Below are 15,129 nucleotides of genomic sequence, written 5' to 3'. Positions count from 1 at the left end.
CTCTCACACCGCCACCGAGAACGTGCTGACCCAGCCGCGCAGGTAGGACATCCACACGTCCCAGATCCCGGTGACCAGCAGCAGGCCGACCAGGATCAGCATCACGCCGCCGATCCGGGTCACCCACGCCTGGTGCCGGCGGACCCACGTCACCGCACCGAGCATCCTGCGGAAGGCCAGCCCGGCGATGATGAACGGCAGCCCGAGGCCGAGGGAGTAGACCAGGCTGAGGAAGGCGCCGCGACCGGCGGTGCCCTCGTTGATGGCCAGGCTCTGTACGGCGGCCAGGGTCGGTCCGATGCACGGGGTCCAACCGAGCCCGAACAGCACCCCGAGCAGCGGCGCCGCGGTGAGCCCGACGGCCGGCACCTTGTGCACCCGCACGTCACGCTGCATCCACGGCACGAACCCGAGGAAGGCGATCCCGACCAGGATCGTGATCGCGCCGAGGACCAGGCTGATCTGCCGGGAGTACTCCCACAGCAGGTCGCCGAGCGCACCCGAGGCGGTGCCCAGCGCGACGAAGACCGCGGAGAACCCGAGCACGAACAGGCTGGTGCCGGCCACCATCCGGCCGCGGTGCGCCGACTCGAGGTCAGCACCCGACAGGCCGGTGGCGTAGGACAGGTAGCCGGGCAGCAGCGGCACCACGCACGGGGAGAAGAACGACACGACGCCGGCGACGAGGGCGACCGGCACGGCGAGCAGCAGCGAGCCGGACAGCGCGGTGCTCGCGAACCAGTCGCCGATGTCCATCGGGACCATCAGCCCTCCCCCGCGATGACGTCCTCGACCAGCCCGACCAGGGTGGCCTTGGTGACCTCGCCGATCACGCTGGCCGCTACCCGGCCCTGGTCGTCGATGACCACCGTGCTGGGGATCGCGTTGGGGCTCAGCGTGCCGCGGAAGGCGAGCAGCGTGCGGCCCTGCTGGTCGTAGATGCTCGGGTAGGGCACCTCGAACCGGCGCTGGAAGGCCTGCGCCGCCGCCCGGTCGAGGTCGCGCGAGTTGATCCCGAGGAACTCCACGCCGTCGTCCGCGAGCTCCTCCGAGGCCGCGACGAGCTCGGGCGCCTCGGCCCGGCACGGCGCGCACCAGGAGCCCCAGACGTTGACCACCACGGTCTTGCCCTCGTAGTCGGCCAGCGAGATCGGCTCGCCCTCGAGGGTCTCCCCGGACACCTCACCCGGCTCGGCCCGGTCGGCCGCGGGCAGCCGGGTGATGATCCCCTTGCCGGAGACGAAGCCGGCGTCGCCGGAGCTGCCGACCTCGTCGTTGGAGCAGCCGGCCAGTGCGGCGGTCGTGAGCAGCGCGGCGGCGAGAGCGGCGGCCCGCCGCCGGTGGGGTGCGGTCGGCAAGGCTCAGGCCCCCGCGGCCGGCGGCTTGTTCTCCTCGGGCGCTCCCCCGGCGGAGAACGGCGCCTTGCGGTCCTTCAGCGGCAGCATGTCCGCGGCCGGCTCGGAGTAGGACACCGTGGTGAGCCGGTCCCCGTCGAAGGTGAGCGAGGTCAGGCTGCACAGCGTGCACCGGCGGCGCCGCGGGTCGTGCAGGAAGGACCGGCCCTCCAGGTGCAGCCGGGTGATCCAGATCGGCAGCTGGTGGGAGACGATCACCGCCTCGTGGCCCAGCGCGGCGTCGCGGGCGTCGTACACCCCGGCGAGCATCCGGGCGACGACGTCCTTGTAGGGCTCGCCCCACGACGGCCGGAACGGGTTCCACAGGTGCACCCACGTCCGCGGCTGGCGCAGCACGCCGGCGCCACCGGCGAAGCGCTCGCCCTCGAAGACGTTGGTCGACTCGATCACCCGCGGGTCGGTGGCGATCTCGACACCGCGCGCGGCGGCCAGCGGCGCGGCCGTCTCCTGCGCGCGCTCGAGCGGGGAGGAGACGACGTGGGTGATGTCGCGGTGCGCTACGGAGTCGGCGACCCGCTGCGCCATCCGGCCACCGAGGTCGGACAGGTGGAACCCGGGCCGGCGCCCGTAGAGGATGCCGGTCGGGTTGTGCACCTCACCGTGACGGAGGAGGTGGACGACGGTCTTCACTCAGGCTCCCTGGGGGTCGGGGACGGCGACTGCGGCGCGGGCCGCGGCCGGGAGTGCTTCCACGATCCGCTCCAGCGCCTGCTCGTCGTGGGCGGCGGAGAGGAACCACGCCTCGAACGCGCTCGGCGGCAGGTACACGCCCTGGTCGAGCATCGCGTGGAAGAACGCCTTGAACCGGTCGGTGCGCTGGGTGGAGGCCACCTCGAAGTTCGGCACCGCGGTCACGTCCTCCTCGACGAAGAAGACGCTGAACATGTTCCCGGCGCTCTGGATCAGGTGCGGGAGACCGGCCTCGGTCAGCGCGTCGGCGACGGCGGACTGCAGCCGCTCGGAGGTCTTGTCGAGGTGGGCGTAGACGTCGTCGGTCGCCAGGCGCAGGGTGGTCAGACCCGCGGTCGTCGCGACGGGGTTCCCCGACAGGGTGCCGGCCTGGTAGACCGGTCCCTCGGGGCTGAGGTGGCTCATCACGTCGGCCCGGCCGCCGAACGCGGCCGCCGGGAAACCGCCACCCATCACCTTGCCGAAGGTGATCAGGTCCGGACGCCAGCCCTCGACGGCGCCGTCGCGGCCCCACTGGCCCTGCCGGCTGACTCGGAAGCCGGTCATCACCTCGTCGCTGACGAACAGCGCGCCGTGCCGCTGGCAGATGTCGGCGAGGAAGGCGTTGAAGCCGGGCTCGGGCGGCACGACGCCCATGTTGCCGGCGGCGGCCTCGGTGATCAGGCAGGCGATCTGCTCGCCGTGCTCGGCGAAGGCGGCCTCGACGGCGGCCTTGTCGTTGTAGGGCAGCACGATCGTGGCCGCGGTGGAGGCGGCCGGGACGCCCGGCGTACCGGGAAGGGAGAAGGCCTCGTCGCGGTGGGTGGCCAGCCCGGACCCTGCGGCGGCGAGCAGCGAGTCGACGTGTCCGTGGTAGCAGCCGGAGAACTTCACGACCAGCTCCCGGCCGGTGAACCCGCGCGCCAGCCGGATCGCCGACATCGTGGCCTCGGTGCCGGAGGAGACGAACCGGACCTTCTCCACGGCGGTGCGCGCGACGATCTCCTCCGCGAGCTCGACCTCCGGGCGGGTGGGGGTGCCGTACGACGTGCCCCGGGCGACCGCCTCGCCGACCGCGGCGAGCACCTCGGGGTGGGCGTGGCCGAGCAGCATCGGGCCCCAGCTGGCGACCAGGTCGACGTACTCGTTGCCGTCGGCGTCGACGAGGTAGGCGCCGTGTGCGCGCTCGATGAACCGCGGGGTGCCACCGACGGCGTTGAACGCCCGCACCGGGGAGTTCACGCCGCCCGGCGTCACGGCCGAGGCGCGTGCGAACAGGGCGGCCGAGGCACTGGTGTCGAGGTGGGTCACCGAGCCATTGTCCCCGAGGCGGCGCGGCCGGACGAACCCAGCCCCCGGGCCGGACCTGGCGCAAGACTAGAACTTGTTCTACATTGGCCCCTTCCTCGTGGCAGCGTTCGGCGACAATCCGGACAGTCGGCGTCATAAGGTTCGGCGTCATAAGGTAAAGACGAGGCCGTCTCATGGACGAGGAGCCGGGAGCGACGCGGGGCCGACGCCGGCGCGGCGACCCTTACTCGTGCGTAACCTCACACCCGCAGCGTCGTTGAGGTGTGCGAGAGGGAGATCCCGGGTAGACGTTGCACCACCTGGGTGGGTTGATTCGGAAATGGGGAGAGGGACCGTGTCTCACAAGCGACTGACCACGTGGCAGAAGGCCACGGCGCTCGTGCCGCTGGCGCTGCTCTCGGGCGCCTGGACCACCAGCCTGGCGGTGAGCTCGTCGGCCAGCGCCACCACCCAGGACGAGACGACCACCCTCCCCGACGGCACCAGCATCCCCGACCAGGCGATCAAGGCGCCGGCGAGCATGTCCCGGCCCGGCTCGATCGCGCCCGGTGTCCCCGCCGGGGCGGCCGAGAGCGTGATCGCCAGCGCGTCGACCAACGGCATCCCGTCGGCCGCGCTCGCCGCCTACCAGCGCGCCGAGCAGGTGATCAACTCCGCCGACAAGTCCTGCAACCTCACCTGGCAGCTGGTCGCGGCCATCGGGCGCGTCGAGTCCGACCACGGGCGGTTCGGCGGCAACATCCTCGGCGAGGACGGCAAGAGCCGTCCGGGCATCTACGGCATCGCGCTCGACGGGTCCAACGGCACGGCCGAGATCCGCGACTCCGACGTGGGCCAGTTCGACAACGACCAGGTCTTCGACCGCGCGGTCGGCCCGATGCAGTTCATCCCGCAGACCTGGACCATCGTCGGCGTCGACGGTGACGGCGACGGCGTGCGCGACCCGCAGGACATCGACGACGCGGCGCTCGCCACCGCGGTGTACCTCTGCTCCGGTGACGAGGACCTCTCGACGTACGGCGGCCAGAAGGCGGCCGTCTACCGCTACAACCACAGCGAGGAGTACGTCGACCTCGTCATCTCGATCATGAACGCCTACCTCGAGGGTGACTACTCCTCGGTGCCCAACGGCGTCGCGACGAGCACCATCCTCACCCCCGACTACGGCGACTCCGCCGTCGCCCCGGCCGGCAAGAAGAAGGACCCGGCTCGTGGCGGCGCGAAGAAGAAGACCCGTGGCGGAGCCGACAGCGGCGGCACCAGCGGCCGCGGCGGCTCGGAGAGCACGGCGGGCGACGGTGGGGGTGCCCAGGACCCCGGCACCCCCTCGGTCGACCAGCCCGGCGGCGACGACCCGGTCAAGAAGGTCACCGACACCGTCAAGGAGACCGTCGAGGACACCGTCGGGGGCGTGGAGGACACCGTGGACAACACGGTGAGCGCGCTCGACCAGGCCAAGGCGACCTGTCAGGCGAACTTCACCGCCGCGGAGCTCGACGCACTCGGTGGGCTCACCGCCTGCGCCAACGCCGTGCTGGCCAACGGGCTCAGCTCGGTGCAGGCCAGCCTCGGCGACCTGCTCGGTGGCCTCACCGGCGGTCTGCTCGGCGACTGACCCTTCGGTGGCTGAGGAGCGAGCGAAGCGAGCGTCTCGAGACCACCGCCCCTGAACGACTTACTCCTCCTCCGGCATGAGCCCCCTGCCCGCCCGGGCCGGGGGCTCATCGCTTCCCCCCACCCACCTCCATGTAACGCGGGGTTATGGACGCTCCACACGCGGCAGGCCACGGTGGATGCGTCCACAGCGCTTGGGAAGTGACCGCCCCGCGGCCAGCAGCCGCTCAGCGGTGCAGGAGCGAGGCGGCCTCGGCGGCCCAGTAGGTGAGCACGATGTCGGCGCCGGCGCGGCGGATCGACAGCAGCGACTCGAGGATCGCCGCCTCGCGGTCGATCCACCCGTTCGCGGCGGCCGCCTCGACCATGGCGTACTCGCCGGAGACGTTGTAGGCCGCGACGGGCACGTCCACCGCCTCGGCGACGGCGCGGAGCACGTCGAGGTAGCCCATCGCGGGCTTCACCATCACCATGTCGGCACCCTCGGCGACGTCGAGCATCGCCTCACGCACACCCTCGAGCCCGTTGGCGGGGTCCTGCTGGTAGGTCCGCCGGTCGCCCTTCAGGGAGGAGTCGACCGCCTCGCGGAACGGCCCGTAGAAGGCAGACGCGTACTTCGCGGAGTAGGCCAGGATCGCGACGTCCTGGTGGCCGGCGGCGTCGAGCGCCTCGCGGACCACGCCGACCTGGCCGTCCATCATCCCGCTCGGGCCGACCACGTCGACCCCGGCCGCGGCCTGGGCGACGGCCATCTCGGCGTAGATCTCCAGCGTCGCGTCGTTGTCGACCGAGCCGTCGGAGCGCAGCACGCCGCAGTGCCCGTGGTCGGTGAACTCGTCGAGGCACAGGTCGGCCATCACCGGCAGCGCGTCACCGACCTCGGCGACGACATCGCGGATCGCGACGTTGAGGATCCCCTCGGGGTCCACCCCGCACGAGCCGGTGGGGTCCTTGGACTCCGGCACCCCGAACAGCATGATCCCGCCCAGCCCGAGCGAGGCCGCCTCGGCCGCCGCGCGCCGCAGCGAGTCACGGCTGTGCTGCACGACCCCGGGCATCGAGCCGATCGGCACCGGCTCGGTCGCGCCCTCGCGGACGAACACCGGCAGCACGAGCTGCCGGGCCTCCACGGCGGTCTCGGCGACCAGCCGGCGCAGGGCCGGGGTACGGCGCAGCCGCCGCGGCCGGACCTCGGGGTAACCCACCTCAGGTGGCCTTGCGCCGGGCCGACGGACGCCGCTCGGACGGCTTGGTCACCGGCTGGCCGGCCTCGATCAACGAGGCCCGCCGGGCCGCACCGAAGTCGGCGAGCGCGTCGGCGAGCACCTCCGCGGACGGCGACGGCGCGAGCACGTCGACCCGCAGACCGTGCTCCTCGGCGGTCTTCGCCGTGGCCGGGCCGATCACCGCGATCACGGTGGAGGCGTGTGGCTTGCCGGCGATCCCGACCAGGTTGCGCACCGTGGAGGAGGAGGTGAACACGACCGCGTCGAACTTGCCGGTCTTGATCGCCTCACGGGTCGGCGCCGGCGGCGGGGTGGCCCGCACGGTCCGGTAGGCGGTGACGTCGTCGACCTCCCAGCCGAGCTCGACCAGGCCCGCGACCAGGGTCTCGGTCGCGATGTCGGCGCGAGGCAGGAACACCCGGTTGATCGGGTCGAGCACCTCGTCGTACGGCGGCCAGTCCTCGACCAGGCCGCGCGCGGACTGCTCGCCCGACGGCATCAGGTCCGCGCGCAGACCCCAGTCCGCGATCGCGGCGGCGGTCTTCTCGCCGACGGCGGCGATCTTGAGGCCGGAGAAGGCCCGGGCGTCCAGGCCGTACTCGTCGAACTTCTCGCGAACCGCACGCACGGCGTTGACCGAGGTGAACGCGATCCACTCGTAGCGGCCCTCGACCAGGCCGCGCACGGCCTTGTCCATCTGCTGCGGGTTGCGCGGCGGCTCGACCGAGATCGTCGGCACCTCCTCGGGCACCGCGCCGTAGCCGCGCAGGCGCGAGGACAGCGTGCCGGCCTGCTCCTTGGTGCGCGGCACGAGGACCCGCCAGCCGAACAGCGGCTTGGTCTCGAACCACGACAGCGTGGTGCGCAGGTCGACCACGTCACCGACCACGGTGATCGCCGGCGGGGTCATCTTGGCCGCGCGGGCGTCGGCGGCGATGTTGCCCAGCGTCGAGACCACGGTGGACTGCTCGGTCGTGGTGCCGACCCGGGTCATCGACACGGGGCAGTCCGCGGAGCGGCCCGCGGCGACGAGCGCCTTGGCGATGTCGGCGATGGAGTTCACCGCCGAGAGCAGCACCAGGGTCCGGTTGTCGGCGTACTGCGTCCAGTCGACCTTCGTCTCACCGCAGGTGACCACCGCGACCTCGCGGTTGTTCTTGGTGGTCAGCGGGATGCCGGCGTAGGCGGGGACCGCGGTCACCGAGGAGACGCCGGGCACGATCTCGAACGCGATGCCGGCCTTCACGCAGGCCTGCGCCTCCTCGGGGCCCGAGGCGTAGACGAACGGGTCGCCGGCCATCAGACGCACGACCCGGCGGCCGCTCTTGGCGGCCTTGACGACCACCTTGGCGCGGGCGGCGTGGGTGAGCGGCTGGCCGTCGGTGCCGAAGCCGCCGTCGATGATCTCGGGGCCGACGTGCTCGACGGTCTCGTTGCCGTCCTCGTCGACGACCGTCCGCGGCTCGGGCAGCCCGAGGCAGGAGCGGACCAGCTCGGCGTGCGAGGGGACCTCGGTGATCACGACGTCGGCCTCGCGCAGCAGGTCGGCGGCCCGCACGGTCAGCAGCTCGGGGTCGCCGGGGCCGCTGCCGACGAAGGAGACGTACCCGACCGGCGCCGACGGCTTGGGCTGCACGTCGGCCTTGGCAGGGGTGGTGACGGACTTCTTGGACACGGACTTCGCCTCGGTGGCTCGGGGGTTCGCAGCGGACTTGGTCGCGGTCTTGCTCACTGTCGCCTTCTTGCTGTTCGTGGTCGGCCGTGCGGTCATGACACCTGCTCGGTGATGAGCGTGTCGGCGCCCTCGTCGAGCATCTCTGCTGCGAGGCGCTGGCCCACTCCGACAGCGTCGTCGGGTGTGCCGGTGGCTGAGCGTCGTACGGCGACGGCGCCGTCGTACGACAGGGCGACCGCACGGATCCAGAGCTCGTCGCCGTCGTCGCCCTCGGCCACCTCGGCGAGGGCTCCGACCGGGGCCGAACAGCCGGCCTCCAGCGCGTTGAGCACGGTCCGCTCAGCCGTCACGGCTGCGCGGGTGCGGTCGTCGTCCAGGGCGAGCCGCAGCTGGTCGACGAGGAACTCCTCGTCGCTGCGGCACTCCACTGCAAGGGCACCCTGCCCGGGTGCGGGGAGCATCTGCAGGGGGTCGAGCACCTCGGTCACCTTCTCCAGGCGTCCGATGCGCGCGAGCCCCGCGCGGGCGAGCACGACGGCGTCGAGCTCGCCGGAGGTCACCTTGCCGATCCGGGTGTCCACGTTGCCGCGGATGTCGACGATCTCCAGGCCCATGCCGAGCGCGGCCAGCTGGGCGGCCCGGCGGGGCGAGCCGGTGCCGACCCGCGAGCCGACCGGCAGCTCGCCGAGGGTGAGCCCGTCGCGGGCGACGACCACGTCGCGCGGGTCCTCACGCACGGGTACGGCGGCCAGCGCGATGCCCTCGCACGGGTCGGTCGGCAGGTCCTTGAGCGAGTGCACCGCGACATCGACCTCGCCGCGCAGCAGCGCCTCACGCAGTGCGCTGACGAACACGCCGGCACCGCCCATCGAGGCCAGCGGAGCCGCGGACACGTCGCCCTCGGTGGTCACCTCGACGAGGACCACCTCCCGGTCCAGCGCCTCGCGCAGGGCGGCGGCGACCGTCTCGCTCTGGGTCCGGGCCAGCAGCGAGGCCCGGGTGCCGACGCGCAGCGGTGTCGTGGCGGCGTCGGTCGACGCCATGGTCTGCTGGGTCATTTCGGGCCCTCCGCGCGGGTCACGGCAGCGACGGCCTGGGAGTCGAGCGCGAACAGCTCGGCCAGGGCGGCGGCGTAGGAGATCGCGCCGGTCTCGTTGGCGAGCTCCTTCACGCGCACCGTCGGCTGGTGCAGGAGCTTGTCGGCGACGCGGCGGACGGCCAGCTCCACCTCGGCGCGGATGTGCGGGTCGAGGTCGGGAAGCCGGGTCAGCAGCCGGTCCACCTCGGCCTCGACCACCCCCGTCGCCATGGTGCGCAGGGCGACCACGGTCGGGGTGACGCTGGCCGAGCGGCGTGCGGCGAGGAAGGCGCTGATCTCCTGCTGGACGATGTCCTTGACGGCCGCGACGTCGGATCCGGTCGGCCCGTCGTGCAGCTCCTCGGCGAGCCGGGCCAGGCCGACCAGGGAGATGCCGGGCAGCTCGGCGACGGCGGGGTCGACGTCGTGGGGCAGCGCGAGGTCGAGCACGGCGAGCGGCTGGGTGGCGTGGTTGCGAGCCGCCGCGACCTGGCCGAGCGACAGCACCACGCCGGCGGCGCCGGTGCACGACACGAGGATGTCGGCGTTGCCGATCTCCTTGTCGAGGTCGGGGAGCGCGACCACGCGACCGTCGTACTGGGTGGCCAAGCGCTCGGCGTGGGCGTCGGTGCGGTTGGCGACCACCACGTCGGCGGCACCGAGCCGCGCGACCGTGGAGACCGCGAGGGAGGCCATCGCGCCGGCCCCGACGACCACGACCCGCTTGCCTGCCACCGGCCCGACGTGCTCGACGGCGCGGTCGAGGGCCGCGGTCACCAGCGAGGGTGCGGCCTGGTCGATGTCGGTCTCGGCGTGGGCGCGCTTGCCGACGCGCAGCGCCTGCTGGAACAGCACGTTGAGCGCCGGGCCGACGGTGCCGACCTCCTGGCCGACCTTCAGCGCCTCCCGGGTCTGGGCGAGGATCTGGCCCTCACCGACGACCATCGAGTCCAGGCCGGAGGCGACGTTGAACAGGTGCGAGACCGCGCCGTCGTCGTAGTGGACGTACAGGTGCGGGACGATGTCCTCGGGCCGGTGGTCGGAGCGGTCGCACAGCAGCCGGGAGACCGTCTCCACCGAGCCGTGGAACCGGTCGACCTCGGCGTAGATCTCCACCCGGTTGCAGGTCGCGAGCGCGGTCGCCTCGAGCACGTGGTCGCAGTCGGCGACGTCCTGGATCAGCTTGCCGATCGCGTCGCTGTCGAGCGCGAGCTGCTCGAGCACGGCGACCGGGGCGGTCTTGTGGGAGACACCCACGACGAGGACGCTCACGCCGGCTCACCCACCTGGGCCAGTCCGGTCGCGGGCGACGCGCTGAGCGCCTTGCGCTGCTCGTGGTAGGCGAGGATCTGCAGCTCGATGGACAGGTCGACCTTGCGCACGTCGACCCCGTCGGGCACCGCGAGCACCGCGGGCGCGAAGTTGAGGATGCTGGTGACCCCGGCGGCGACCAGCCGGTCGCACACGCCCTGCGCGGCCACGGCGGGGGTGGCGATCACGCCGATCGCGACCCCGTGCTCCTCGACGACCTGCTCGAGCTCGTCGACGTGGCGGATCCGCATCGCGCCGACCGGCTCGTCGATCCGCGCGGGGTCGCTGTCGAGGAGTGCCACCACCCGGAAGCCGCGGGAGGTGAAGCCGCTGTAGTCGGCGAGCGCGTGGCCGAGGTTTCCGATCCCGACGATCACGACGGCCCAGTCCTGGGTCACCCCGATCTCGCGGGCGATCTGGTAGCGCAGGTACTCCACGTCGTACCCGACCCCGCGGGTGCCGTAGGAGCCGAGGTGGGACAGGTCCTTGCGCAGCTTGGCGCTGTTCACCCCGGCGGCTGCTGCGAGCTCCTCGCTGGAGCAGGTCGCGATGCCGCGCTCGGCGAGGCTGATCAGCGCCCGGAGGTAGACCGGGAGCCGGGCGACGGTGGCCTCGGGGATGCCCCGCTCCGAGGCCCGGGACTCCGACCGCGACGCACCTGCGCCGGCACCCCCGTCGGGGGTGGTGCCGTTGTGGTTGCTGCGCGCTGGGGTCACGACTCTCCTGAACCCGCCGAGGCGCACACTCACCCGTCTCTCGGGTCGCACTGCCCGGCGGCGTGGCTCACTTTAGGAGTTTGTGAACGTGGGAACAAACCGAGGGCCTTTGGTCCCTAGCACAGGTGACCTGTCTCACTTGATTCGGGGTCGCGGGACCTCCCGGGAGGTCTAGACGAGCGCGGCGCGGAGCCGTCCGGCGTCGACCCGCCAGAAGTCGTGCTGCTGCCCGTCGACGAAGGTCACCGGGATCTGCTCGCCGAACTCGCGCATCAGGTCCGGTGAGGTGGTGATGTCGACCTCGTCGAAGCTCTCGCCGAGCTCGGCGCACACCGCGGCGATCACCGCGCGGGCGTCGTCGCACAGGTGGCACCCGGGCTTGGCGTACAGCAGCACCCGCGGCGGCGTCTCGCCGAGCTCGGTCGGCGCCGGGTCGGTGTTGCCGCTCATTCGAGCAGCCCCAGGTGCCGGCGGCGTTCGGTGGCCCGAAGCCGCCCTTTGGCGACCTTCCCGGTGACGGTGTGCGGCAGCTCGTCGACGACATGCACCACGCTCGGCTGCTTGAACCGCGCCAGCCGCACCGCGCAGTGCTCGCGCACCTGCTCGGCCAGCTCCGCGGCGGTCAGCGAGGTGCCGGGGACGCCGCGGACGTAGGCCACGACCGCCTCGCCGCTGCGTTCGTCCTCGACCCCGATCACCGCGGCCTCGGCGACCGTGTCGAGCTCGGAGATCACGTCCTCGACCTCGACCGGGTAGACGTTGAAGCCGGAGACGATCACCAGCTCCTTGAGCCGGTCGACGAGGAACAGGTCGCCGTCGGCGTCGAGGAAGCCGACGTCACCGGTGGCCCACCAGCCGTCGTCGGCCGGACCGTCCCGGCCGTCGGGCCAGTAGCCGGAGAACAGGTTCGCACCCTTGATGTGGATCTCGCCGGGGTCCTCGCCGTCGGGCTCACGCCCGGTGTCGTCGACCAGGCGGAGCTCGATGCCGGGCAGTGCGGCACCGACCGAGCCCGGCTTGGGGTGGGCGCTGCACTGGGTCGAGGTGACCACCGGCGCCGCCTCGGTCAGCCCGTAGCCCTGGTGCACCGTGACCCCGGCCCGGTCCTCGAAGTCGGCGACCAGCTCCGGCGCCAGCGGCGCGGAGCCCGACAGCACCACGCGGACGCTGCGGAGCCGGTCCTTGAGGCCGTCGGTCCCCCGCCAGTAGGCGAACACCGGCGGCGCGACCGGTACGACGGTCACCGCCTCGTCCTCGATCAGGGCCAGGGTGCGCTCGGCGTCGAAGCCCTCGGCGAGCACCATCCGCGCCCGCTGCCGCAGGACCTGCCCGAGCACCGCGTTGAGACCGTAGACGTGGAACAGCGGCAGCACGCCGAGCACGACGTCGTCGCTGTGGATCAGCGCGGGCTGGACCGCCGCGGCCTGCTCGATGTTGGCCACCAGCGCGCGGTGGCTGAGCATCGCGGCGCGCGGGCGTCCGGAGGTGCCGCTGGTGTAGAGCAGCACCGCGAGCGCCTCGGGGTCCTCCGGCGTGGGCGGGACCCGGACGTCGCCGGAGCCGAGGTCGGCGAACCCGGTCTCGCCGGGCAGCGCGGGCGCCGAGGCGACCACGACGTGGGGCACCGACACCCGGGCGAGCAGCTCCTCGTCGGCGCCGACCAGCGCGTCCTCCAGCCCGGCGACCGCCTGGCGCACGGTGGTGACCGTGCTGAGGTCGGCGATCACGACGCGGGCCGCGCAGTCGGCGAGCATCCGGACCAGCTCGCCGGTGGCCGAGCGGGGGTTGACCGGCACCGCGACCAGCCGCGCCCGCAGGGCACCGAGGTAGGCGGCGACGAACTCGATCCGGTTCGGCAGGGCGATCATCACCCGCTGGCCGGCGACCAGGCCGAGCTCGGAGAGGCCTCGCGCGACCCGGTCGGCCTCGGCGTCCACGGCCGCCCAGGTCGCCCGGCGTCCGGTCGCCGACTCGGTGAACGCCACCGAGTCGGGACTCTCCAGCGCCGCCTGAGCGAGCAGGTCGGCCAGGTTGGAGGCTGCTGTCACGTCGCGAGTCTCCCACAACGGACATGAGGGATCCGAGGGCCCTGCCGCTGGTCGGCCAGGTGACCGTCGTACCGGCTGACACTAGGGTGACGCTCGTGAACCGGGCCCAGCACAACAGACGGCACCGGGGCCGCGGCTCCCGGCCCACCGACCTGCGCAACCGCTCCGTGCTCGCCGGCGAGGCGGCCGCCGCCGCGGCCGAGGTGGAGACCGCGCTGACCGTGCCGCCGGACCCGACGGCCGCCGCGTTCTTCGACGTCGACAACACGATCATGCAGGGCGCGTCGATCTACCACCTGGCCAAGGGGCTGCACCGCCGCAAGTTCTTCACCACCCGGGAGATCCTGGGCGCGGCCTGGAAGCAGGCGTACTTCCGGGTGGTGGGCATCGAGGACCCCGAGCACGTCGCCGAGGCCCGCGCGTCGGCGCTCAACTTCATCAAGGGCCACCGCGTCGAGGAGCTCGAGGCGCTCGGCGAGGAGATCTTCGAGGAGGCGATGGCCCGTCGGATCTGGCCAGGCACCCGGGCACTCGCGCAGCTCCACCTCGACCAGGGCCAGCGGGTGTGGCTGGTCACCGCCGCCCCGATCGAGATCGCCAACATCATCGCCCGCCGGCTCGGCCTCACCGGAGCGCTGGGCACGGTCTCCGAGCACGTCGACGGGGTCTACACCGGCCGGCTCGTAGGCGAGATGTTGCACGGCCCCGCCAAGGGGGAGGCGGTGCGCGCGCTGGCCGAGCGGGAGGGGCTGGACCTGGCGCGGTGCTCGGCGTACTCCGACTCCTACAACGACCTGCCGATGCTCTCCATGGTCGGCGACCCCTGTGCGGTCAACCCCGACTCCCGGCTGCGCGACCACGCCCGGGCCAACGGCTGGCGGGTCCGCGACTACCGCACCGGCCGCAAGGCGGCGCGGGCCGGTCTCTTCGCCGCCGCGGTCGCCGGGGCGGCAAGCGGGAGCATTGCCGCAGGTGTGGCCATTCGTCGCAAAGTGCGGTGATGGTTTGGCACACTGTGTGACGGGGAACACTCCCCCACAGGTGCAACTGCGAGTTACAGACGGGTTCACAAAGCCACCAGCCCCCTCTAGCCTGGGGGGCTGATCCAGGGGGAGCCGGCTCCGCGCCGACGGGGAGCCTCGAGGGCCGACGAGGGAGAGCGTTTCGATGTTCACGCGCAGTGCTGACGTCGCGCGTGGTCTGCACGCGCTGCGCCTGGCTGTGGCGGATGTCCTCTACCCCGCCCCCGCGATCGTATGCACCCAGATGTCCGGTTTCTCGGGAGCTGGGTCGGCCGCCTCGTCCTGGCTGATGTCGGAGGCCCTCGACTACACCACGCCGAGCACGCTGCCGCCGGGCGACGACTCCGACCTCGCGGCGTCCTCCGAGGCCGACGAGGCCGAGGCCTCGCGGTTGATCGCCCTCGTCGAGCTCGCCCGCGGCGGCGACTCCGAGGCGTTCGGGATGCTCTACGACCACTACCACTCGTCGGTCTACCGTTTCGTGTACTACCGCGTGGGCTCGGTCGCCCTGGCCGAGGACCTCACGTCGGAGACCTTCTTCCGCGCGCTGCGCAGCATGAGCTCGTTCAAGTGGCAGGGCAAGGACTTCGGCGCCTGGCTGATGACCATCGCCCGCAACCTGACCGCCGACCACTACAAGGCCGGCCGCACCCGCCTCGAGTTCGCCACCGAGGACATGGGCGCCCACGACTCGGCCACCGACGGTCCCGAGCACGCCGTCCTCGCCTCGCTGACCAACGAGGCGCTCCTCAGCGCGCTCGGGCAGCTCCCGGCCGAGCAGCAGGAGTGCCTGATCATGCGCTTCCTGCAGGGCCTGTCGATCGCCGAGACCGCGAAGGTGCTCGGCCGCAGCGACGGCGCGGTCAAGCAGCTCCAGCTGCGGGGGGTCCGCAACCTCGCCAAGCTCCTGCCCGAAGGCCTGCGATGAGCAGCCCCGGCGCGCTCCGCGGATGTCAAGCGTGTGCTGTGTCACGCCCCGTAACCTTGACGTCCGGTAGGTCGTTGTACGTCGTGACCGGCCACGACCAACGACAGACACTGACA

The 15,129-nt window shown here is 72.5% G+C and carries 14 protein-coding genes; 3 read left to right on the top strand and 11 right to left on the bottom strand.

Translation table 11 applies throughout. From position 1 onward, the window contains the following. Window positions 1-3: 3 nt before the first annotated feature. From ACYVIH_RS06645 to hemL, 4 genes are read right to left on the bottom strand one after another with little or no spacing between them, the layout of a single operon-like run. Window positions 4-765, bottom strand: coding sequence for a cytochrome c biogenesis CcdA family protein (locus ACYVIH_RS06645; protein ID WP_460867394.1), 762 nt, complete (start codon window positions 763-765; stop codon window positions 4-6). Then, window positions 765-1,358, bottom strand: a complete 594-nt coding sequence (locus tag ACYVIH_RS06640; protein WP_460867392.1) for a TlpA family protein disulfide reductase — start codon at window positions 1,356-1,358, stop codon at window positions 765-767. The genes ACYVIH_RS06645 and ACYVIH_RS06640 overlap by 1 nt, the downstream gene beginning before the upstream one ends. A gap of 3 nt (window positions 1,359-1,361) precedes the next feature. Further along, window positions 1,362-2,045, bottom strand: coding sequence for a histidine phosphatase family protein (locus ACYVIH_RS06635; protein WP_460867391.1), 684 nt, complete (start codon window positions 2,043-2,045; stop codon window positions 1,362-1,364). Then, window positions 2,046-3,395 carry a glutamate-1-semialdehyde 2,1-aminomutase gene (gene hemL / locus ACYVIH_RS06630; RefSeq protein ID WP_460867389.1) on the bottom strand — a complete coding sequence of 450 codons (1,350 nt, stop codon included), beginning with the start codon at window positions 3,393-3,395 and terminating at the stop codon, window positions 2,046-2,048. 334 nt (window positions 3,396-3,729) lie between these two features. Here hemL and ACYVIH_RS06625 point away from each other — a divergent pair, with 334 nt between their 5' ends. Next, window positions 3,730-5,010 (top strand): lytic murein transglycosylase, encoded by a 1,281-nt coding sequence (locus tag ACYVIH_RS06625; RefSeq protein WP_460867387.1) that lies wholly within the window; start codon window positions 3,730-3,732, stop codon window positions 5,008-5,010. 226 nt (window positions 5,011-5,236) lie between these two features. Here the strand turns inward: ACYVIH_RS06625 and hemB are convergent, their stop codons facing one another. The 7 genes from hemB to ACYVIH_RS06590 form a co-directional block, all read right to left on the bottom strand. Beyond that, on the bottom strand, window positions 5,237-6,214 hold the full coding sequence (hemB, locus tag ACYVIH_RS06620; protein ID WP_460867385.1) for a porphobilinogen synthase: 978 nt from the start codon (window positions 6,212-6,214) through the stop codon (window positions 5,237-5,239). 1 nt (window position 6,215) lies between these two features. Beyond that, a complete protein-coding gene (locus ACYVIH_RS06615; RefSeq protein WP_460867383.1) occupies window positions 6,216-8,006 on the bottom strand; it encodes a bifunctional uroporphyrinogen-III C-methyltransferase/uroporphyrinogen-III synthase in 1,791 nt (596 codons plus the stop codon). Beyond that, window positions 8,003-8,968, bottom strand: a complete 966-nt coding sequence (hemC, locus tag ACYVIH_RS06610; protein WP_460867381.1) for a hydroxymethylbilane synthase — start codon at window positions 8,966-8,968, stop codon at window positions 8,003-8,005. Before hemC ends, ACYVIH_RS06615 begins: the two co-directional genes overlap by 4 nt. After that, window positions 8,965-10,260 carry a glutamyl-tRNA reductase gene (locus ACYVIH_RS06605; protein ID WP_460867379.1) on the bottom strand — a complete coding sequence of 432 codons (1,296 nt, stop codon included), beginning with the start codon at window positions 10,258-10,260 and terminating at the stop codon, window positions 8,965-8,967. The genes hemC and ACYVIH_RS06605 overlap by 4 nt, the downstream gene beginning before the upstream one ends. After that, entirely contained in the window at window positions 10,257-11,015 is a 759-nt protein-coding gene (locus ACYVIH_RS06600; protein WP_460867377.1) for a redox-sensing transcriptional repressor Rex, read from the bottom strand. Before ACYVIH_RS06600 ends, ACYVIH_RS06605 begins: the two co-directional genes overlap by 4 nt. 171 nt (window positions 11,016-11,186) lie before the next feature. Next, window positions 11,187-11,465, bottom strand: a complete 279-nt coding sequence (locus tag ACYVIH_RS06595; RefSeq protein ID WP_460867375.1) for a glutaredoxin family protein — start codon at window positions 11,463-11,465, stop codon at window positions 11,187-11,189. Next, a complete protein-coding gene (locus ACYVIH_RS06590) occupies window positions 11,462-13,063 on the bottom strand; it encodes an AMP-binding protein (RefSeq protein WP_460867373.1) in 1,602 nt (533 codons plus the stop codon). The genes ACYVIH_RS06595 and ACYVIH_RS06590 overlap by 4 nt, the downstream gene beginning before the upstream one ends. A 23-nt stretch (window positions 13,064-13,086) precedes the next feature. Here ACYVIH_RS06590 and ACYVIH_RS06585 point away from each other — a divergent pair, with 23 nt between their 5' ends. Beyond that, window positions 13,087-14,064 (top strand): HAD family hydrolase, encoded by a 978-nt coding sequence (locus tag ACYVIH_RS06585; RefSeq protein ID WP_460867370.1) that lies wholly within the window; start codon window positions 13,087-13,089, stop codon window positions 14,062-14,064. A 310-nt stretch (window positions 14,065-14,374) separates the two neighbouring features. Continuing rightward, window positions 14,375-15,013, top strand: coding sequence for a sigma-70 family RNA polymerase sigma factor (locus tag ACYVIH_RS06580; RefSeq protein ID WP_460867368.1), 639 nt, complete (start codon window positions 14,375-14,377; stop codon window positions 15,011-15,013). Window positions 15,014-15,129: the final 116 nt, after the last annotated feature.

The organism is Nocardioides pakistanensis (assembly GCF_054781215.1).
This window is presented reverse-complemented; position numbering and strand designations above follow the sequence as displayed.

What these genes read in the sequence shown, in the direction of transcription:
- ACYVIH_RS06615 (WP_460867383.1), bottom strand. Translation starts at nt 8,006, where the DNA reads ATGACCGCACGGCCGACCACGAACAGCAAGAAGGCGACAGTGAGCAAG.
- ACYVIH_RS06580 (WP_460867368.1), top strand. Translation starts at nt 14,375, where the DNA reads ATGTCGGAGGCCCTCGACTACACCACGCCGAGCACGCTGCCGCCGGGC.
- ACYVIH_RS06585 (WP_460867370.1), top strand. Translation starts at nt 13,087, where the DNA reads ATGAGGGATCCGAGGGCCCTGCCGCTGGTCGGCCAGGTGACCGTCGTA.
- hemC (WP_460867381.1), bottom strand. Translation starts at nt 8,968, where the DNA reads ATGACCCAGCAGACCATGGCGTCGACCGACGCCGCCACGACACCGCTG.
- ACYVIH_RS06595 (WP_460867375.1), bottom strand. Translation starts at nt 11,465, where the DNA reads ATGAGCGGCAACACCGACCCGGCGCCGACCGAGCTCGGCGAGACGCCG.
- ACYVIH_RS06645 (WP_460867394.1), bottom strand. Translation starts at nt 765, where the DNA reads ATGGTCCCGATGGACATCGGCGACTGGTTCGCGAGCACCGCGCTGTCC.